Source organism: Nitrospira japonica (assembly GCF_900169565.1).
In the GTDB taxonomy this organism is placed as follows: domain Bacteria; phylum Nitrospirota; class Nitrospiria; order Nitrospirales; family Nitrospiraceae; genus Nitrospira_C; species Nitrospira_C japonica_A.
Map to the genome: position 1 here is coordinate 511190 of NZ_LT828648.1, position 19167 is coordinate 530356.

Sequence of the window (19167 nt, forward strand, 5' to 3'; positions counted from 1 at the left end):
GTTCCGGATGGACGCGAAGATCATGCTTTGCGGGCCGTGCGTTTGAGTTTCATTCGTTCGAGCAGGCCGACCATCAACAACGGCCAGACGACCGTTGCGTCGCTCAAGACTTCGGCGAAGCGTCCCCCTTCTTCGGGAGAAACGAACTTACCCCACGAGATCCCTTCCTGATAGGTACACCCGCTCAGGCCGCCCCAGTAATCCGGCTCGGGACAAATCCGCACCCCATAGTGAAAGCGGGGAGGCCTGACTTTGAGCCCCAGACGCATGTTGCTGATCTCGACATACGGCCCAACCTGCTGAGACCAATTGCGCGGCACTCCGCCGCCAATTGTAAAAATGCCCAGCCGTTTGGCCGAGGTGATGTGAGTCGTATAACTATTGAGGTCCTGATACGGATTGAAGGACGGATAGGACTTGTTGATGGTTCGCAAAATATCCAGATCGGTCCCGTCTTTCGTTTGGGCACGCGCCTGATCCACCACGCGGCCCATCGCCCAGGTTCCCACGTCCAAGCCCATCTCCGAATCGGTGAACGCCGGGATATAGACCGGTACCTTCTTGAGATAGGCACTTTTCAGTATGCCGGCGCCGTCGAATTCATCCGCGAGCGTGCGCCCGAGTTCGCGGGTCAGTAATTCGGAGGACAACGGCTGATTGGGATCGATACGCTTCATCGTCTGACCGACGACATGCTCGACATAATTCAGATTCGATTCCATCTCGAGGGTGTCGTAGACGCGATTATACCCCTTGCGAAACAGCTCCTCGTCGCTCATCGACGGATGGTGGCGATAGTGCGTCTTCCCGACGGACTCGCTGAGTCCATGAGCGATCAGCGCCCCGGTCGAGACCACGCATTGCACCATTCCGTGGTCGATCATGGTGCTGACAATCTTGCCCATCTTCGCAATGGTCATGGCGCCGGACAGGGTCATGACGACGGAGCAGTCCGGATCCTCGATCATTGCGGACAAGACTTCGTAGGCCTCGCCAAGCCGGCGCCCCCCGAAGGCGGTCTTGCGCATGGCGGTCAATAAGCCGTCGAACGATGTGATGGCTTCGGGATCGAGAGGCTCCAGCGCTTCGAGTCCGTCCTGCGCCCCGTCCCGAAATTCTCTAGCGCCCATAAAAAATACGAGTCGTCCTGTACCGGATGTGGAAGCAGAGGGAAGCGCATCCGTTATACACAACGGACGCCAGAGGCGTCAATTGAAGGTCGGCCGGACAATCCATCGTCCATACGACGGACACTGTCGGTGCGCATTCGGGAAAGAGCGGGCGCGAAGCGCGCGATCGCACCCCACGACCGATTGCCTCAAGAAAGACGGAGCGGGCTTGACCGATATCTGGTCCTCATAATAGCATCTGCACCCTGCCGCGGGATCTCTCGACGTGTTCACCAGCTTCTTCACTTGTGCTTGCCGAAGTCGTGCGGCCTCGTTGCGCGAGGAATGCACAACGGTCACGGAGGACCTTCCATGAACTTTCTGTTAACGATCACTCTTCTTATCCTGTCCAATATCTTCATGACGGTCGCATGGTACGGTCATCTGCGGTTCATGGATCGACCGCTCTGGGTCGTCGTGATCGCCAGTTGGGGCATCGCCTTCTTCGAATATTGTCTGCAGGTGCCGGCCAATCGATTCGGCTACCACGCGCTCACAGCCTATGAACTCAAGACCCTTCAGGAGGTCATTACCCTGACGGTCTTCATCGTGTTCGCGCAGCTTTATCTTGGTGAGCAATTACGGCCGAAACATCTCGCTGGATTCATTCTGCTGACCGTAGCCGCCTGGATGGTATTTCAGGACCGATACGGTCTGGAATGGTGACGCGGCGGCCTCGGACAGCGGCGCGACCGTTCAGACTGCGGCCTGCTTCCTTCCCTCGCCGGTACCGACGGCATCCTTCTCCGGCATCTGGTAATCCCGAAGGCCGCGCGCGATGATGCCCGCCGAGAGAGCCGGACAGGCCCCTCCCAGCGTCTTCACCCCGAGTCCCGCTGACCGCGCATCCCTATTGGAAATGAGCGCGCGAATCTGCCGTTTCACACGGACCTTCGCTTCGCGGAAGACTTCGTCTGCGAGATCCCACGCCTCGACGTATCCAGCCGTTCCCCTTTGCGCTTCTGCATACAGCCCGGTGATCGCGATCGCGGCAAGGTCCTCCCCGATGCTTTCGATACGGTTCTGGCGCCCCTGGTCGTCGCGCAGCGCCTGCCGATGCCACGCCACGGAGTAGAACATTGCACGCGCGAGCCGCCGGCTTGCGCGCTCCACAAAACGCAGCTTGGGGCGGACGTTCGGATGCCGGAACTCGGGCCGAGACGGCAAAGGACTCGGTATCCATTGCCTCAGATACCAGGGAATGTAGAAGGCGGCGAGAGATCCCAGCTTCACGAGCCGCCGCAGGCCTATCGGCTCTTCTTCGAGATACGTCCGGGCACGCTCCAGGTGCGGGTCGAGCGCCTCGCGCGCCACGAAGGGCCGCAGGATATCCGTCGCTCCCTCCCCGATGCGATACATCTCCGCATCGCGAACGAGCTGTTCGATGCCGAAAGCCGGTTCTCCACGGACCCGCTTGGAATCGGCCGTCTCGTACCCCATTCCACCGAAGATAGTCTGGGCATCTTTCAGAAACCGGATCGTGCGTTCCGAACAGCATATTTTGGCGATCGCCGATTCAATCCGAACGTCGTAGTCGCGCCGATCGGCCATTCGCCACACGGAGAAGGCAAGCGCCTCCATCGCAAAGAGGTCGGCGGCCATCCGCCCTACCCTCATACGCTGCGTCTGCCGCTCGGCGAGCGGTCTCTGGAAGGTCACTCGGTCGTTGGCTCTATCGAGCGTCGGCTGCCATGCTTGTTTGGCCATGCCCAGACAAATGGCGGGAATACTGATCGCCCGGCCGACATTGAGAATGGTGAGCGCGTACTTCAATCCCCGACCAACGTCACCGATCACGTTTGCCGCAGGTATGCGGACATTTCTGAAGGTCATATAGGCATTCTCAATACCCCGGCATCCCTCGAATTGGCACCGTTGGCGCACTCTGACCCCTGGAAGGTCCATATCAAGGATGAATGCGGTGTGGACCCGATCCTCCGCTTCCTTGCCTTCCGGCACCGGGACCCAAACAGTTCGTCCGTCACACAGCTCTCTCCTGGCTGGCACCCGGGCGATCAACGTAATGTAGCGGGCAATGGTCCCGTTCGTGCACCACAGCTTCTCCCCACTCAGCCTGTAGGCCATTCCGCCGGAGTCCAGCACCGCGTCGGTCTGGACATTAGCGGCATCCGACCCCGTGACCGACTCGGTGAGCGCAAAGGCCGAGATGGCTTCGCGGGCGACGAGCGGCAAATATTTTCGTTTCTGTTCTTCGGTGCCGAACAGGAGCACCGGCATGGCAATCCCGATGGATTGAGGCACGGCCACGGTCAATGCCAGGACGTTGCTCCAGCTCGCAATGAGCATGAGGGCCCGGCCGTAATTCGTATACGAAAATCCGAGACCTCCGTACTCCTTGGGAATCTTCATGCCGAACGCGCCGATCGCAAACAATCCCTGCAGCACGGCATCGGGAATCTTGGCGGTCCGTTCGATCTCATCGGGATCGACCTGCGTCGTGAGAAACGTCTCCAGCCTGGGGCGATAGCTTTCCCAGACTTCCGTCTCGGCCGGTGATTCTTCCGGGAGAAGGAGCAGCGGGAAATCGGGCCTCCCCGCGAAAAGACCGGCCATAAAGCTGCGGCCGGACAACCGATCCCGAGCCTCTTCGATTCGTTCGAAGCCCTTGAACAGCGATCCCATAACCGCTCCGTTTCAGAACGCAGGCTGCGCGACGGGAGAGCTCTGCAGAACCTCCTCAAATCGCGCCGTGAAGTGGCACAACACCGGCGCCTCATAGGTCAAGCGAAGACCGCAAGTCGTCTCGCGGCGCCGGAACAGCTCGATGATCGATTCCGCGACATAGGTGATCTGCATGTTGGTGTAGACCCGGCGCGGAATGGCCAGCCGCACCATCTCGAGCTCGGGATAGGCGGTTCGCCCGGTCGCCGGATCTGTTTTGCCGAACATCACCGTGCCGATCTCCACCCCTCTGATCCCGTATTCCCGGTAGAGGGCGGCCACCAGGGATTGCGCGGGAAATTGCGCCCGCGGAATGTGCGGCAGAAACTCTTTGGCGTTGAGGTACACGGCGTGTCCCCCGATCGGTTTGAGAATGGGCACGCCCGCCTGATCCAGCAACTCTCCCAGATACCGCACCTGCCCGATCCGGAAGGCAAGATAGTCTTCGTCCAGCACTTCGCGGAGCCCTCTGGCCATCGCTTCGAGATCGCGGCCGGCCAATCCGCCATAGGTGGGAAACCCCTCGACCAGAATGAGCATGTTGGTGATGTCCTGCGCCCATCGGTCGTCATTCAGGCTGAGAAATCCCCCTATGTTCACGAGGCCGTCCTTCTTGGCGGACATGGTGCAGCCGTCGCCGTAGCTGAACAGCTCACGCGCGATGTCGAGAATCGGCGTGCTCACGAACTCCGGCTCCCGCTCTTTGATGAAGAAACAATTTTCGGCAAAGCGGCAGGCGTCGAAGAAGAGAGGAATGCGGTAGCGGTCCAGAAGCACGCGGGTCCGCCGGACATTGTCCATCGAGACCGGCTGCCCGCCGCCGCTGTTGTTCGTGATCGTCAGCATCACCAGCGGAATCCGGTCCGGGCCGATCCGATTGATCGTCTCCTCCAACCGGACCACGTCCATGTTGCCTTTGAACGGCATCTCGCAATGCGGGTCATAGGCCTCTTTGATCACGACATCCAGCGCCTCCGCTCCTTGATGCTCGACGTTGGCCCTGGTGGTGTCGAAATGAATGTTGTTCGGAACGCAGGCGCCCGGCTTCACCACCGTGGAGAACAGCAGGTTTTCGGCCATGCGTCCCTGGTGAGTGGGAATCACGTGCGTGTACCCGAAGATGGAGCGGACCGCTTGCTCGAAGTGATAGTAGTTCCTGCTGCCGGCATAGGATTCGTCCCCCAACATCAAGCCCGCCCATTGGTCGTCGCTCATGGCCGAGGTGCCGCTGTCGGTCAGCAGGTCGACGTACACGCTTTCGGCGGGAACCTGGAACAGGTTGTACCCGGCGCCGCGCAGCAGGCGATCCCGCTCCTCGCGCGTCGTGCGTCTGATCGGCTCCACCACCTTGATCTTGAAGGGCTCGGAGGGAAACTTCATGCGACCGCCTTCTTGAACCTGGCCAATTCTCCCCGAAACGCCCGCGGATCCTTGTACTCGAACACATAGCGGGTCATGTCGAAGAGGGGCGCTGGGTCGAGATCGCGCAGAAGGTCCGGCTTCCACGTGATCTCCAATTGATTAATCATCGTGATGGGCGTCGGAGGACCGACCACGCCGAGCTGCACCTGGCCGTAGGACTGGGAGAAAATGAGGATCTCCCCATCGAAGATGGCCGCGTTGAGATCTCTCGCGGCTCCCTGGCTCCTGTAATCCTCTTCGAACCGTTGGAAGGTGGGCGCCCGTTCGAGTTCTTCGCGGAACGCGAAGAAAATGTCGATGCCGGCCCGTTGCTGGTCGTCCATGACCTGAATGGCATCATGCACGACCGGCTCCTGCTCCATTTGCTCACGGGTCAGCACCAACAGGCGGCGAATGCGCACGCCTCGCTTGGCAGCTTCCTGGTTGGCCAATAGATAGTTCGGATACAGCGCCTCGCCCTTCTTCCAGATGTTCCAGCGTTCCATCACCGCGTCGATGGACTGTTCGGCCGTTTGAACGAGCCGGACGGCCTCGGCGTTTGCTTCCGCTCCTTCGTATGTCAGCGTCTGCGTTTCGAGCTGGCGGAGCTCTCGCCCGATCGCCTCCACTTTGCGCGGAATGTATTTGGGATTCTTGGGAACGTGGAGCATGACGTCGACGGCGGTCAGCGCCAGGGTCCAATATTCTTTGGCGGAGGACGGAGCCTTGTCCTTCTGCGCGATCAGCAGGAGCTCCACCGGATTCTTGTCGAGCAGTTTGGCGATCTTGATGCAGAGCTCCGGTTTGGGAATTTTAAGCCCGCGCCGGATCAAATTGGCTTCGGGCTGGGCGATGCCCAGCTTTTTCGCCACCGCGTAATCACTGCTGAGAGCGAACCGCTCCTTGACGGATTCGAGGTACTTCGAGATGTCCGACATGCCCCGCTCCTCTCACATGAATCCAGATGAATCCAAGCCCGAATGGCGCGAGACGCCTCATGCCGCGTGAGGGTGCATCGTATCTTGCGGCTCACGGTCCGGAGCCCTTCTGCGCGCCAACCCCATCCAGAAACCCTCCAGATATCCAAGAACGGCGTTCACGCCGGACTGGAAATCGTCTTTTTCCTCATCGGACAAACCGGTGCCGTTCGTGCCCTCGATGGCTTCCACCGCATGTTCCATCGCCTCCTCGTGCGTGGCTTCCAGCTCCCGATGAAACGTGAAATAGGTGACGTCCATACGGGGATAACGACCGGATCTCAGGTGGTTGAGCCCCGGGATCAAATGATCCCACATGGTGATGGCCATGTTTTCGAGACCGAAGGACGCGCCCAAGGCTTTGGCGTGATTGCCGTCTCCGTACAGCTGTTCCATCCCTTCGATATAGCGGTGTGTCGAGGGCAGCATGGGGCGGGACATGGCCTCGTGCACGCCGATACCGATCGAGCGCAGAAAATCCCGATACAGCAGCTCGTGACGATACCGGGCCTCTCCGTCGCCCAATTCTGAATAGAGGACCTTGGTCAGTTCCTCGGCGACCTTCTCGTCCTCCGTATTGACGAGTTGCGTCACCAAGATCCGGGGAAAGAAGCGAGCGAAGTTGTAGAACTCGATGGCAAACTCCGTGAGCTCGGCGTCGGTGAGCTCTCCCGATTGAAAGCGATCGAGGTACGCATTGTTGATGGCGCCGTGCCCGAGAACCAGACTCCTCATTTCCTGATAGAAGGTCATCGGTCACCTCCGGGCAGGAAGAAGACAGGACATGCTGTGACGTCTGACGGATGAGATGACAGTCAGATAATATACTTTTTAAATCACTGGATCAACACCCGACGTCCATCATAACTATTTAATATTAAAAACACACAACGTAATTCATGATGAATCTATATACCAGGAAGAATTTTTGATCATTAAATTTATGCGTTATAACTATCATTTGATATTTGTTTTATGTTAGCGTGTTTTTACGAGACCCTGACCTCCACGGGAGGAGGCACTATGGACCATTCAACCGGCATTGATCACATCACGCTCTGCGTCGAGAACCTCGATGCAGCGGAATATCTGTTTACCAAGGTCCTCGGCTTTGAAGTGATTTGGTCCGCCCGGGACGTCGGCACTGAAAAATCATCGATGGATACGGTAGTCGTACAGCGAGGCAGCGCCAAGATCGCGCTCATGCAGGGCCGGAACAAGACGACCAAGTCGCAGATCAGCCAATTTGTCGAAAGGTACGGTCAGGGCGTCCAGCACTTCGCTCTGGAGGTCGATGACATCGAGGCAGCCTGTCGTGAATGGGAGACTCATGGCGTCCAGTTCAGCGGTTCAGTGAAGGAAGGCCGGGATGGGTTCGGTCCGCTCAAACAGAGATTCACCTTCCCGCTTTTCCCGGGGAGCGGACTGTTCATCGAACTGACGCAAAGGGTTCATGGGGACGAGAAGGCGAAAACCTTCGTCCGAAGCACGGTTGAGTCCCTCTATAAGGATATCGAACAAGATCAAGCATCGGGAGTCGAACGGACAATCATCGATTACGGCTCGTCCCCCATTCCAGGACGCAAGAAGCCGTTGAAGCGGGCATCGTAGTTAGCGAACGCTTTGGGCCTTTCAAGAGGCCGGTCATGTATCTCAACAAAAAAGGCAAGGTTCCCAATCAAGCCCACGTCGGCATCCCCGAAGGAATCTGCGAGGAAGAACACGGACGAGCCGGATTCGCCGGTCCTGCGTCGCATTTGTACCGATCCCATCCGCCCACTGGCTGGCTGAAGGTTGACGGACCGCTGAAACCCCGGGCCTTTGCCTGCAACCGGCTCTGCACCGCCGATCGACCTGCTGCGACTCAACCGGCTCTCATCATGCAGAGCCAGGACGTGAGTCTGTACGCATCTGCCCGGACAGAGACAATGACCCATTTCGTTCGCAATGCCGACGGGGATGAAGTGCATTTCACCCATCAGGGCATGGGACGGTTTGAGACGGACTACGGCACACTCTCGTATGAGCCGGGCGATTACATCGTCATTCCGAAGGGAACGACCTATCGAATTCACGTCGATGCCGGTCCGTCCTTTTTTCTCATCGTCGAAACGCCCGAATCGATCACGGTACCGGACCGCGGGCCGCTCGGTCATCATGCCTTGTTCGATCTGGGTGTCCTAGTCGCTCCTGAGCTGGGGGCGGCGGAACCATCGGACGCCGAAGGCCAAGAGTGGGAAGTCCGCATCAAGCGACAGGGAAATTCCACGCTGGTCGTCTATCCCTTCTATCCGATGGACGTGGTGGGGTGGAAAGGCGATCTGTGGGCGGCCAAGTTGAACGTCCGTGATTTTCGGCCGGTCACAAGCCCCCGCTACCACTTGCCGCCGAGCGTCCACGGAACATTCAGGGCCGGCGGCTGCCTTATTTCCACCTTCGCCCCCAGGCCGTTGGAAAGCGACCCTGAGGCGTTGCGTGTGCCGTTCTACCATCGCAATACGGATTACGATGAGGTGCTTTTTTACCATCAGGGAGACTTTTTCAGCCGCGCGGGGATTCAGCCCGGCATGCTGACGTTGCACCCGCAGGGGATCCATCACGGACCGCAGCCGCAGGCTGTGCAAGCCAGCAAGGGGAAGACGCAGACGAACGAGGTCGCAGTGATGATCGAATCCAAGGCACCGTTCACGGTACGAGCGGAGATGGAATCCGTGGAAGTGAAAGACTATGCGCTGAGTTGGAGCCGCCGATGAAGCTTGTCAGTTTCCGAGTCTCAACTCCTGTCGGCACATTCACGCGAGTGGGGGCAATGCACGGCCGCAGCCTGGTCGATCTGAACATGGCCTATACGCGCTGGTTGGCCGATCACGGAGAAGCGCAGCCGCATCGGCTGGCCAATGCCCAAGTCCCCTCGAGCATGCTGGCGTTTCTGGAAGGGGGGACATCGACGATGTCCGCTGCGCGGCAGGCGATGGGTTACGCCGTGACGCTCGACCCTTCAGCCACGGGTCCGTCCGGCGAGACGATCGTGTATGCGACAGCGGGCGTTCAGATCGCCGCTCCCCTGGTCGACCCGCCGTCCCTTCGCGACTTTATCGCCTTCGAAGATCACATTGCGGCGACATCCAAGAGGCGTGGGCAGCCGATTCCTCCCGAATGGTACAAAGCACCAGTCTATTATAAGGGGAACCACCGGACCATTATCGGACCGGACGAGGACCTGGCTTGGCCGTTGAACACGACAATGTTGGACTATGAGTTGGAACTGGCCTGCGTCATCGGACGCAAGGGCCAAGACATCGCCGAACGGGACGCACAACACTATATCGCCGGTTATACGATCATGAATGATTTCAGCGCCCGCGACGTTCAGTTCCAAGAGATGGCCTGCCGGTTGGGCCCTGCCAAAGGTAAGGATTTTGCGACGGCACTTGGCCCCTGCCTCATGACCTCCGACGAGGCCGCGGATCTCGGCGGACTCAGCATGGTCGCACGGGTCAACGGAGAGGAATGGTCGCGAGGGCGGTTCGGGACGATTCACTGGTCTTTCCCGCAAATGATCGCGCACGTATCCCGCGGGGAAACAATCTATCCGGGAGACATCTTCGGCTCTGGAACCGTGGGAGGAGGATGCGGGCTCGAACTGGACCGTTACTTGAAGCCGGGAGACGTGGTGGAACTGGAGATTCAACCCATCGGGGTCCTGCGAACCCGCATCGTAGGCGCAACGTCCTGACGAAAGAGGCACGTGCATGAGCGTGCTGACGGATGAACGAGCCCTCGCGGAATTAGTTGAACGGCACCGTCGACTCTATGGCGGGCCGGCCATTGATCCCAAGCTGAAGGCGATCATCCGCGAGGGATCGCATACCAGACTGACCACGTGGGACGTCCTTCACGTCTTGCAGACCTCACAGTCAGTCTTTTTCGATACCCACGTCGAAGTCGTCTCAGGCCATCATACGGCCACCTATCTCCGGTTCGATTCCATTGCCCGTTCTCCGCAGCTGATCGGACTGTTGTCCGGGGATATGGCCGATTGGATCCAGCAAGAGTTCGAGCGCGATCCGATCGCAGGCATCGTGGCCACCTCGTCGGCGGCCGAACAACTCGCCAAAGGGATCGCGGAGGTCCTGCGCAGCACGATGCCGCTGCGCGTGGCGCTGACGCCCTACAGCCACGAAACGGGACGGATCGGGACGGACATCAAGGCCGGCGCGATCAAACGAGGCGAACGATTTCTCGCGCTCAATGATGTCACCACCCGCGGCAACTGCGTGAGCAAACTCGGTACGGTCGTCACCGGCAACGGAGGCCTGCTGGCGGGAATGATGGTCTTTGCGCGGAGGGACAGCGGGCAGTTTCCTTTGATGCACGAATTGACCGCGCAGCATCCCTTCTATTGCGCAACCGATCTCGACATGCCGCAGTGGGAACCGGGGCAATGCCCCCTATGCCGGCAACACATGCCCCTATTGTCCTGGAAGGATATCCCGGAACTCTGACAACCGACTCACCCAACCGGAGGAGCCCATGGACCTCGAGATGGTACGCCAACACATCAAGCGGGCCGATCTCCTCCAGATGTACTACTATCTCCGACTCACCCGATCCCTGGAAGACCGAATTACCGCACTCTACCGGCAAGGGCACATCGCCGGAGGCTGTTATACCAGCCACGGCATGGAGGCCATCGCGGTTGGTTATGCGTCCGCCATCGAACGAGACGACGTCATCGCCCCGTTCCACCGGGACATGGGAGCCTTCCTCATCCGCGGAATCACGCCGGGCGAGGTCCTTGCCCAATATCTCGGCAAGCGGACCGGACCGACCAAAGGGAAAGACGGCAACGTCCACATGGGAGATCTCAAGCGGGGCGTGATCGGCTTTGTCAGCCATCTGGCCGACAATCTTCCGGTTGCGGCCGGCGCGGCGCTGGCTTTCAAGATTCGCGGCGAACGCCGCGTGGTCGTCGCCGGCACCGGCGACGGCGGCACCAGCCGCGGTGACTTCCACGAGGCGATGAACTTCGCGGCGGTCCGCAAACTGCCTGTCGTCTTCTTCTGCAACAACAACCAATATGCGTATTCAACGCCGCAAAACATTCAAATGGCGATCCAGGACGTGGCCGACCGGGCCAAGGCCTACGGGATGCCCGGCGAGATCGTGGACGGGAACGACGTATCCGCGGTGTATTTGGCATCGAAACGCGGCGTGGCGAAAGCCCGTGCGGGCGACGGGCCGACGTTCCTGGAGTTCAAGACCATGCGCATGCACGGCCATTCCGAGCACGACTCAGCCAAGTATGTCCCGCGTGAGCTGTTGGAGGAATGGAAGAAGAAAGACCCGATCCTGAAAGCCGAGCATCTGCTCGCGCGACTGGGCTATGGCGACGAAGGATATTTTCAGGAGATCAGCGAACGGACGAAGAAAGAAGTCGACACGGGCCTGGAGTTTGCCGAGCACAGTCCGCTGCCGGAGGGACGGGAAGTCTTGGAAGGAGTGTTCGCCACCGAAGAAGAGGTGGAGTCATGACGACCGTTGCGGCATCGGCCGACGTCTCATACTTAGAAGCAATCTCGCAGGCTCTGGATGAAGAAATGGCCCGCGACGGCCGGGTGTTCCTCATGGGCGAAGACATTGGCGCCTACGGCGGGGCTTTCAAGATCACGGAAGGGTTGCTCCAGAAGTACGGCGAGTGGCGGGTTCTGGACACGCCGCTGGCCGAGTCCGGATTCGTGGGAGCGGCCATCGGTGCCGCGATGATGGGTCTGCGGCCGGTCGTCGAGATGCAGTTCGCCGACTTTATTTCTTGCGCATTCGATCAGATCACCGAAGTCGCGGCCAAGAATCATTACCGGTGGGGGGCCGCGGTGCCGATGGTCATTCGTGCCCCGTTCGGCGGCGGTGTGCACGGAGGTCCCTTTCATTCCGAATGTCCGGAAGGCTGGTTCTTCCACTCGCCGGGGCTCAAACTCGTCGCGCCTTCCACTCCCTACGACGCGAAAGGTCTGCTCAAGGCCGCCATCCGGGATCCCAATCCGGTTATTTACTTCGAGCACAAGTTTCTCTACCGGCGCATCAAGTCTCCGCTCCCGCGCGAGGATTACATCGTCCCAATCGGGAAAGCCGATCGAAAGCGAACCGGCAACGATATCTCCGTCATCACCTACGGAGCGATGGTCCACTTGGCGCTCGAAGCGGCGCAGGTCCTGGCTCCGGAAGGGATCGATGTGGAGGTGATCGACCTGCGCACGTTGATCCCGCTCGACAAGGACATGGTCTACGAATCGGTGCGCAAGACCGGCAAAGCCATCCTGCTGCACGAGGATAACAAGACGGGCGGAATCGGAGCCGAAATCGCGGCGCTCCTGGCCGAGGAATGCTTCGATTGTTTGGACGGGCCGATCGTCCGCATCGCTCCGCCGGATACACCCGTGCCGTTCAGCACGCCCTTGGAAGAGTTTTTTCTTCCGAAGACCGCTGAAATCGTCGAGGCGGCGAGAACGTTGGCGGCGTACTAGCGCGCTGTGAATTTTGAACGTTGAGAACCGCACCATGGCCACCGACATCATCATGCCTCAACTCGGAGAAAGCGTCGCCGAAGGAACCGTCGTGAAGTGGTTCATACGCCCCGGTGGGATGATTCAGAAGGACCAAGCCCTCGTGGAAGTGGAAACGGAAAAAGTGGACCTCGATATCCCCTCACCCGTCACAGGCGTGCTGAGCGAGATCATCATCCCCGAGGGCGGCACCGTCCCTGTGGGAACGTTGCTGGCGCGGATTGAAAGCACTCCCCCTTCCGACGTAATCAACCGTGTCGGCGGCGTGATCGTCCGACCGTCGCAACCGGTGTCCGATGGCGATGGCCGCTATTCTCCCGCCGTCCGACAACTGGCCACAGCGCATGGACTGGATCTGTCGCACGTGAAGGGAACCGGAACCGGCGGCCGGGTGACCAAGAAAGATGTGCAGGAGTTCATCGCGGAGACCGGAGGTCTAGCCGCATCACCGCCGGCCGGCACCGAATTGTCGATGGGAGAAGAAGTTCGGCCCCTGACGCAGATGCGGAGAACCATCGCCGAACGGATGGTCAGCAGCAGGCGGACGTCGGCGCATGTCACTACGTTCTTCGAAGCCGACTTCTCGGGCGTCGCCAAATTCCGGGACACTCTCCGGCAAAGCTCAGGACAGAGCGTGACCTACCTGCCGTTCGTGATCCGCGCCGTGACTCGCGCAATTCGAGATCTGCCGGTACTGAACTCCTCTTGGAGGGAGGACGGCATCGTCATCAAGAAGGATATTCACCTCGGCATCGCGACGGCCCTGGACGAGGGACTGTTGGTTCCGGTGGTGCGCCACGCGGATCGTAAGGGGCTCACACTATTGGCCAAAGAAGTGGCGGACTTGGCCGAGCGAGCCAGAACCAAGAAGCTGAACCCGGAGGAAGTCCAAGGGGGCACCTTTACGATCACAAACCATGGCGGGTTCGGCAGCTTGTTCAGCACCCCGATCATTCATCAACCCCAGACTGCCATCTTGGGGGTCGGCGCAATCCAAAAGCGACCCATGGTCATCGACGACGCCATCGCGATTCGGACGATGGGATACCTGAGCCTGTCGTTCGATCACCGAGTCATCGACGGGGCAACGGCGGATCAGTTCATGGCGAAGGTCAGGGACTATCTCGAACAGAGTCAATGGGAGCCCATCTTGTGAGCACATCGCAGCGGGCGGTCATCGTCAGCGCGGTCCGAACGCCGATCGGCAGCTTCAACGGAGCATTGAGCCCGGTACCCGCCACCAGGCTGGGAAGTATCGCCATCGCCGAAGCATTGAAGCGCATCGACATGCCTCCCGACCGCGTGGACGACGTGTACATGGGCTGCGTCCTCGGGGCCGGACTCGGGCAGGCGCCGGCCAGACAGGCCTCGATCGGAGCCGGCATCCCTCACTCGGTCGGCGCTACGACTGTGAACAAGGTCTGCGGGTCAAGCCTCCAGACCGTGATCATGGCGGCCAGATCCGTCGCGCTCGGTGAGGCGCGGATCGTCGTGGCCGGCGGCATGGAGAGCATGACCAGAGCGCCCTATTTGCTGGAGAAAGCTAGACAAGGATATCGACTGGGACATGCGGAGCTGGTGGACAGTCTGGTCAAGGACGGCCTCTGGGACGTCTACAACAATTTTCACATGGGACAGGCCGGCGAGTTGTGCGCCGCCAAGTACCAACTCACGCGCCGGGAACTCGACGACTTTGCCTTGGAAAGCTACCGCCGGGCGAAGGAGGCGATCGCGACCGGTTCTTTCAGGCGGGAAATCGTGCCGGTCGAGACGCCCCAACGGAAAGGGGCGCCCGCGATCGTCACGGACGATGAAGAGCCGAATCGGGGTGATCTAGGCAAGCTGCGCGACCTCAAGCCGGTGTTCCAGGAAGATGGCGTCCTGACCGTGGGCAATTCGCCGTCTTGCAACGATGGTGCGGCAGCCGTTGTCGTTATGGCCGAAGCGGAAGCCGCGCGGCTCGGCCTCACTCCCATGGCGCGCATCGTCGGATACGCCGGAGCGGCCTTGGCGCCCGAATGGTTTACGATCGCGCCGGTCGAAGCGATTGCACGAGCGCTCAAGACGACCGGCCTGTCCATCGGCGACATCGACTTGTTCGAGATCAACGAAGCGTTCTCGGTCGTCTCGCTCGCTGTTAACCGCGAATTGGGACTCGATTTCAAGAAGGTCAACGTCAACGGCGGAGCGGTCGCGTTGGGCCATCCCATCGGAGCGACCGGCGCGAGAATTCTGACCACACTCCTGTATGCGATGGAAGTCCGCGGCGCCAGGCGGGGAATCGCCGGGCTTTGCATCGGCGGGGGAGAGGCGCTGGCGATGGTGGTGGAGCGCTGAACGACGGTGTCGGCACACAGCGAGACTCGCAAGTCTTTTCATACTGTGCGGTGCACGCCATGACCTTGGAGGACATCAAGACGATCGGCATCGTCGGCGCCGGCCAGATGGGCCGCGGCATTGCCCAGGTTTGTGCAACGGCCGGCTATCGCGTCCTGTTGGTGGACGTCACCGAAGCGTCGCTGACGGAGGCCCTCGCCAAGATCCGCGCTGGTTTGGAACGGGCCTCGGAACGAGGGAGCCTCACCAGCTACCGAGCCGGAGAAGCCCTGGCGCTTATCCGTCCGACGGTTGAGCTCGACCGGCTTCACGCGGTCCAGCTGGTCATCGAGGCAATTCCCGAAGACCTCGCCCTCAAAGAGCGGCTCTTCGCCGAATTGAACCGGATATGCCGGCCCCGCGCCATCCTCGCCAGCAACACCTCGTCGATTTCCATTACCAAGCTGGGGACGGCCGCGGGCCGGCCGGCTGACGTGGTGGGCCTGCATTTCATGAATCCCGCGCCCGTCATGCACCTGCTCGAAGTCGTCCGTGGCCTCGAAACATCGGAGACCACGCTGAACCTGGCTCTCGGACTGGCGAAGCGGCTTGGGAAAACTCCAGTCCTGGCCAAGGACGTGCCAGGGTTCATCGTGAATCGCATCCTCATTCCGATGATCAATGAAGCGATCTTTGCGCTGGAGAACGGCGTCGCATCGGCCGAAGACATCGATCTCGCCATGGTGACCGGCGCCAACCATCCGGTTGGACCTTTAGCGCTTGCGGATCGCATAGGCCTGGATACCGTCTTGTCCATTTGTGACGTGCTCCACCGAGGTTTGGGAGACGCAAAATTCCGTCCCTGTCCCCTGCTCCGCCGATACGTCGAAGCAGGATGGTTGGGACGTAAGACTGGTCGTGGATTCTTCCTCTACGAGGCGAGCGGAGAAAGACGGGAGGCGCTGAGCGGCAGGACCTGATCTCCCGCCCTTCGTCTCGACATTGTGGCCGGAGGGATGATCGATGGACGAACGCAAACCACGATTCGCCTCGCTCTCGGGACTCGACGTCAACCGTGTGTATTCTCCCGATGACTTGAAGGATTGGTCGCCGAGGGCTGCTCTCGGTTCGCCCGGCGAGTTTCCTTATACCCGCGGCGTCTATCCCACCATGTATCGGGGACGTCTGTGGACGATGCGGCAGTTTGCCGGATTCGGATCCGCCGATGATACCAATCGCCGCTTCAAGTACCTTCTCCGGCACGGGCAGACCGGACTCAGCGTCGCCTTCGATATGCCAACCCTGATGGGCATGGATGCGGACGATCCGCGCGCCCACGGCGAAGTGGGGCACTGCGGCGTGGCGATCTCTTCATTGGCCGATATGGAACGCCTGTTCGACGGCATTCGTTTGGACCAGGTGACCACCTCGATGACGATCAACGGCCCGGCCGCCGTGATCTTCGCCATGTATCTGGCCGTCGCGGAGAAACAGGGTATTCCGTTCGAACGCTTGGGCGGCACACTGCAAAACGACATCCTGAAGGAATACATCGCCCAGAAAGAATGGCTGTTCCCGCCGGAGCCATCGCTGCGCCTCATCATCGACACCATCGAATACTGTGCGGCACGAGTTCCCAAGTGGCATCCGATCAGCATCAGCGGTTATCACATCCGCGAGGCCGGTTCGACTGCCGTTCAAGAGTTGGCCTTTACCCTGTACGACGGGTTGACCTACGTGGGCGCGGCGGTGAAAGCCGGCCTCCCCGTCGACAGCTTCGCCCCCCAACTCTCGTTCTTCTTCAATGCCCACAACGACCTCTTCGAGGAAGCCGCCAAGTTCAGGGCGGCACGGCGACTGTGGGCACGCGAGATGGAGCGCCGCTATCACCCCAAAGATCCGCGGTCGTTGCAGCTCCGTAGTCACGCGCAGACGGCCGGCTGTTCGCTCACGGCGCAGCAGCCCTTGAACAACGTGGTGCGCACGACGGTGCAGGCACTGGCGGCGGTGTTGGGCGGCGCCCAATCCCTTCACACCAATTCCATGGACGAGACCTTGGCCCTGCCGACCGAAGAGGCGGTGAAGCTGGCGCTCCGCACCCAGCAGGTCATCGCCCATGAAAGCGGGGTGCCGGACACGGTCGATCCGCTCGGAGGATCCTACTATGTCGAATCCTTGACCAATCGTCTCGAGGAAGCAGCCCTCGACTATTTCCGACAATTGGACGACATGGGCGGCATGGTGAACGCGATCGAACGGGGGTTCCCCCAACGGGAGATCCTCGACGCCTCGCAGCGGTATCAACGCGACGTGGAGCGGGGAGAACGGACCATCGTCGGTATCAGCGATTACAGGGAGGAAGAGCAGCGCCCGCTCTCGACTCTGAAAATCGGGCCGGAGGTGGAACGCGAGCAGGTGAGACGCCTGTCTGACCTCCGCAAATCGCGCGACCCGTTCAAGATGGCCGGCACGGTCGAGGCGCTCCAGGAAGCGGCCTCCTGCGGCGAGAACGTCATGCCGTATCTGATTGAGGCGGTGAAGGCCAGGGCCTCCCTCGGCGAGATTTGTGGCGCGCTCAAGGAAGTGTTGGGTGTCTATCGGGAGCCGGTGGTGTTGTGATGAAAACGCGGGTCCTGTCGCTGACCAGCCCGTCCGTCTTCGCACCCCGCCCGGTGTGGGGACCCCGCTGCGGGCGCCGGGTAAGGACCGCGTCCCGGCGCGGGACGGAGCGGGTGGGTGAGAATGGCTCCCAGGTCAGCGCCACCCGCGCCTTCAAATGGATGTGAGAACGATGAAGGGAAAAGGGACATGAAGTTCGGAGCGTTTGAACTGTATCCCGTCAGCGACGGGCGATTCCGCCTGGACGGCGGCGCCATGTTCGGAGTCGTTCCCAAGGTCCTGTGGGACAAGTGTTGCCATGCCGATGAACTGAACCGCATTCCCCTGAGCCTCACCTGCCTGCTGATCCGGGCGCATGGGAAGAACATCCTCCTGGACACAGGGTTGGGCTCCAAGGAGGACGATAAATTCCATCGCATGTTTGCGATCGAACGAACGCCGACGTTGCTGGACTCCCTCAAACGCTGGGGCGTGGAGCCGGAGGACGTCGATCTGGTGATCAACACCCACCTGCATTTCGACCATGCGGGTGGAAACAGCAGGAGACGGGCGAACGGGACCCTGTCCCCCACGTTTCCGAAGGCCCGATATGTCATCCAACGCGGCGAGTATGACGATGCCTCCCGCGCCAACGAGCGTACCAAAGCCAGCTACCGGCTTGCGAACTTTGCACCGATCGCCGAGGCGCATCAGTGGGAATTTCTGGACGGCGACACGGAAGTCGTCCCGGGCGTGACTGCCCTCGTCACGGCCGGCCATACGCGCTGCCACCAAGGGATCAAGATCGAGTCTGAGGGTCATGCCGCGTTCTATCTCGGCGACCTCATTCCGACGGTGTCGCATCTGCCGCTGCCATACATCATGGGGTACGACCTGTTCCCCGTTCAAACGCTCGAAACCAAACGTTGGGTATTGGACCGGGCTTTCGAGGAACACTGGCTCCTGCTCTTCGAACATGATCCGCTGATCCAAGCCGGTCACGTCAAGAGAGATCTCGAGGGCAAATACTTCCTCCAAGAGGTGAACGCATGGCCGTAACGACGCAGCCGCTCCGAATCCTGATCGGAAAAGTCGGGCTCGACGGCCACGACCGAGGAGTGAAACTGATCGCGCGCGCCCTGCGTGACGCGGGGATGGAAGTGATCTACACCGGCCTTCACCAGACGCCGGAACAGATCGTCGCGGCGGCGATTCAGGAAGACGTGGACGCGATCGGGCTGAGCATCTTGTCGGGGGCGCACAATACGCTGTTCCGCCGCGTGCTGGAGCTGCTCAACGAACAGAACGCCGGGGACATCGTTCTGTTCGGAGGCGGCATCATTCCCGACGACGACCTGCCGGTCCTCAAAGCGGCCGGCGTGAAGGCTCTGTTCCGGCCGGGGGCGCCGATGCACGAGATCGTCGCCTTCGTGGAGGGAATCAAAGCACGAGGTTGACCGG

The 19167-nt window shown here is 60.3% G+C and carries 18 protein-coding genes; 13 read left to right on the top strand and 5 right to left on the bottom strand.

Going from position 1 to position 19167, the window contains the following annotated elements; all coding sequences use genetic code 11:
* Positions 1-20: 20 nt before the first annotated feature.
* Entirely contained in the window at positions 21-1130 is a 1110-nt protein-coding gene (locus NSJP_RS02390; RefSeq protein ID WP_080885342.1) for a deoxyhypusine synthase family protein, read from the bottom strand.
* A 351-nt stretch (positions 1131-1481) separates the two neighbouring features.
* Here NSJP_RS02390 and NSJP_RS02395 point away from each other — a divergent pair, with 351 nt between their 5' ends.
* Positions 1482-1835 carry a DMT family protein gene (locus tag NSJP_RS02395; RefSeq protein ID WP_080885343.1) on the top strand — a complete coding sequence of 118 codons (354 nt, stop codon included), beginning with the start codon at positions 1482-1484 and terminating at the stop codon, positions 1833-1835.
* A 30-nt stretch (positions 1836-1865) separates the two neighbouring features.
* Here NSJP_RS02395 and NSJP_RS02400 read toward each other — a convergent pair whose 3' ends face one another.
* From NSJP_RS02400 to NSJP_RS02415, 4 genes are read right to left on the bottom strand one after another with little or no spacing between them, the layout of a single operon-like run.
* Entirely contained in the window at positions 1866-3812 is a 1947-nt protein-coding gene (locus NSJP_RS02400) for an acyl-CoA dehydrogenase family protein (protein WP_080885344.1), read from the bottom strand.
* 12 nt (positions 3813-3824) lie between these two features.
* Complete coding sequence (locus NSJP_RS02405; RefSeq protein ID WP_080885345.1) at positions 3825-5231, bottom strand: tryptophanase; 1407 nt, start codon at positions 5229-5231, stop codon at positions 3825-3827.
* The gene (locus NSJP_RS02410) at positions 5228-6190 is read right to left on the bottom strand and encodes a hypothetical protein (protein WP_080885346.1); all 963 of its coding nucleotides are present in this window, start codon (positions 6188-6190) and stop codon (positions 5228-5230) included. The genes NSJP_RS02405 and NSJP_RS02410 overlap by 4 nt, the downstream gene beginning before the upstream one ends.
* A 57-nt stretch (positions 6191-6247) precedes the next feature.
* A complete protein-coding gene (locus NSJP_RS02415; RefSeq protein WP_080885347.1) occupies positions 6248-6982 on the bottom strand; it encodes a TenA family transcriptional regulator in 735 nt (244 codons plus the stop codon).
* A 270-nt stretch (positions 6983-7252) separates the two neighbouring features.
* Here NSJP_RS02415 and NSJP_RS02420 point away from each other — a divergent pair, with 270 nt between their 5' ends.
* The 12 genes from NSJP_RS02420 (at position 7253) to NSJP_RS02475 (ending at position 19163) form a co-directional block, all read left to right on the top strand.
* Positions 7253-7840 (top strand): VOC family protein, encoded by a 588-nt coding sequence (locus NSJP_RS02420; protein ID WP_172834105.1) that lies wholly within the window; start codon positions 7253-7255, stop codon positions 7838-7840.
* A gap of 35 nt (positions 7841-7875) precedes the next feature.
* Positions 7876-8982: a homogentisate 1,2-dioxygenase gene (locus NSJP_RS02425; RefSeq protein ID WP_080885349.1), complete on the top strand. Its 1107-nt coding sequence runs from the start codon at positions 7876-7878 to the stop codon at positions 8980-8982.
* A complete protein-coding gene (locus tag NSJP_RS02430; RefSeq protein WP_080885350.1) occupies positions 8979-9965 on the top strand; it encodes a fumarylacetoacetate hydrolase family protein in 987 nt (328 codons plus the stop codon). Before NSJP_RS02425 ends, NSJP_RS02430 begins: the two co-directional genes overlap by 4 nt.
* A gap of 16 nt (positions 9966-9981) precedes the next feature.
* The gene (locus NSJP_RS02435; protein ID WP_080885351.1) at positions 9982-10734 is read left to right on the top strand and encodes a type I phosphoribosyltransferase; all 753 of its coding nucleotides are present in this window, start codon (positions 9982-9984) and stop codon (positions 10732-10734) included.
* A gap of 28 nt (positions 10735-10762) precedes the next feature.
* Positions 10763-11764, top strand: coding sequence for a thiamine pyrophosphate-dependent dehydrogenase E1 component subunit alpha (locus tag NSJP_RS02440; protein ID WP_080885352.1), 1002 nt, complete (start codon positions 10763-10765; stop codon positions 11762-11764).
* A complete protein-coding gene (locus NSJP_RS02445; RefSeq protein ID WP_080885353.1) occupies positions 11761-12753 on the top strand; it encodes an alpha-ketoacid dehydrogenase subunit beta in 993 nt (330 codons plus the stop codon). The genes NSJP_RS02440 and NSJP_RS02445 overlap by 4 nt, the downstream gene beginning before the upstream one ends.
* A 34-nt stretch (positions 12754-12787) precedes the next feature.
* Positions 12788-13948, top strand: coding sequence for a dihydrolipoamide acetyltransferase family protein (locus tag NSJP_RS02450; RefSeq protein ID WP_080885354.1), 1161 nt, complete (start codon positions 12788-12790; stop codon positions 13946-13948).
* Complete coding sequence (locus tag NSJP_RS02455) at positions 13945-15129, top strand: thiolase family protein (protein ID WP_231989469.1); 1185 nt, start codon at positions 13945-13947, stop codon at positions 15127-15129. Before NSJP_RS02450 ends, NSJP_RS02455 begins: the two co-directional genes overlap by 4 nt.
* 59 nt (positions 15130-15188) lie before the next feature.
* Complete coding sequence (locus NSJP_RS02460) at positions 15189-16088, top strand: 3-hydroxyacyl-CoA dehydrogenase family protein (protein ID WP_080885356.1); 900 nt, start codon at positions 15189-15191, stop codon at positions 16086-16088.
* Positions 16089-16131: 43 nt separating this feature from the next.
* The gene (locus NSJP_RS02465; protein ID WP_080885357.1) at positions 16132-17727 is read left to right on the top strand and encodes an acyl-CoA mutase large subunit family protein; all 1596 of its coding nucleotides are present in this window, start codon (positions 16132-16134) and stop codon (positions 17725-17727) included.
* Between the two features lie 189 nt (positions 17728-17916).
* Entirely contained in the window at positions 17917-18765 is an 849-nt protein-coding gene (locus NSJP_RS02470; protein WP_172834106.1) for an MBL fold metallo-hydrolase, read from the top strand.
* Positions 18756-19163, top strand: a complete 408-nt coding sequence (locus tag NSJP_RS02475; RefSeq protein ID WP_080885359.1) for a cobalamin B12-binding domain-containing protein — start codon at positions 18756-18758, stop codon at positions 19161-19163. Before NSJP_RS02470 ends, NSJP_RS02475 begins: the two co-directional genes overlap by 10 nt.
* The last annotated feature ends 4 nt before the right edge of the window (positions 19164-19167 follow it).

What these genes read in the sequence shown, in the direction of transcription:
- NSJP_RS02390 (WP_080885342.1), bottom strand. Translation starts at nt 1,130, where the DNA reads ATGGGCGCTAGAGAATTTCGGGACGGGGCGCAGGACGGACTCGAAGCG.
- NSJP_RS02395 (WP_080885343.1), top strand. Translation starts at nt 1,482, where the DNA reads ATGAACTTTCTGTTAACGATCACTCTTCTTATCCTGTCCAATATCTTC.
- NSJP_RS02400 (WP_080885344.1), bottom strand. Translation starts at nt 3,812, where the DNA reads ATGGGATCGCTGTTCAAGGGCTTCGAACGAATCGAAGAGGCTCGGGAT.
- NSJP_RS02405 (WP_080885345.1), bottom strand. Translation starts at nt 5,231, where the DNA reads ATGAAGTTTCCCTCCGAGCCCTTCAAGATCAAGGTGGTGGAGCCGATC.
- NSJP_RS02410 (WP_080885346.1), bottom strand. Translation starts at nt 6,190, where the DNA reads ATGTCGGACATCTCGAAGTACCTCGAATCCGTCAAGGAGCGGTTCGCT.
- NSJP_RS02415 (WP_080885347.1), bottom strand. Translation starts at nt 6,982, where the DNA reads ATGACCTTCTATCAGGAAATGAGGAGTCTGGTTCTCGGGCACGGCGCC.
- NSJP_RS02420 (WP_172834105.1), top strand. Translation starts at nt 7,253, where the DNA reads ATGGACCATTCAACCGGCATTGATCACATCACGCTCTGCGTCGAGAAC.
- NSJP_RS02425 (WP_080885349.1), top strand. Translation starts at nt 7,876, where the DNA reads ATGTATCTCAACAAAAAAGGCAAGGTTCCCAATCAAGCCCACGTCGGC.
- NSJP_RS02430 (WP_080885350.1), top strand. Translation starts at nt 8,979, where the DNA reads ATGAAGCTTGTCAGTTTCCGAGTCTCAACTCCTGTCGGCACATTCACG.
- NSJP_RS02435 (WP_080885351.1), top strand. Translation starts at nt 9,982, where the DNA reads ATGAGCGTGCTGACGGATGAACGAGCCCTCGCGGAATTAGTTGAACGG.
- NSJP_RS02440 (WP_080885352.1), top strand. Translation starts at nt 10,763, where the DNA reads ATGGACCTCGAGATGGTACGCCAACACATCAAGCGGGCCGATCTCCTC.
- NSJP_RS02445 (WP_080885353.1), top strand. Translation starts at nt 11,761, where the DNA reads ATGACGACCGTTGCGGCATCGGCCGACGTCTCATACTTAGAAGCAATC.
- NSJP_RS02450 (WP_080885354.1), top strand. Translation starts at nt 12,788, where the DNA reads ATGGCCACCGACATCATCATGCCTCAACTCGGAGAAAGCGTCGCCGAA.
- NSJP_RS02460 (WP_080885356.1), top strand. Translation starts at nt 15,189, where the DNA reads ATGACCTTGGAGGACATCAAGACGATCGGCATCGTCGGCGCCGGCCAG.
- NSJP_RS02465 (WP_080885357.1), top strand. Translation starts at nt 16,132, where the DNA reads ATGGACGAACGCAAACCACGATTCGCCTCGCTCTCGGGACTCGACGTC.
- NSJP_RS02470 (WP_172834106.1), top strand. Translation starts at nt 17,917, where the DNA reads ATGAAGTTCGGAGCGTTTGAACTGTATCCCGTCAGCGACGGGCGATTC.
- NSJP_RS02475 (WP_080885359.1), top strand. Translation starts at nt 18,756, where the DNA reads ATGGCCGTAACGACGCAGCCGCTCCGAATCCTGATCGGAAAAGTCGGG.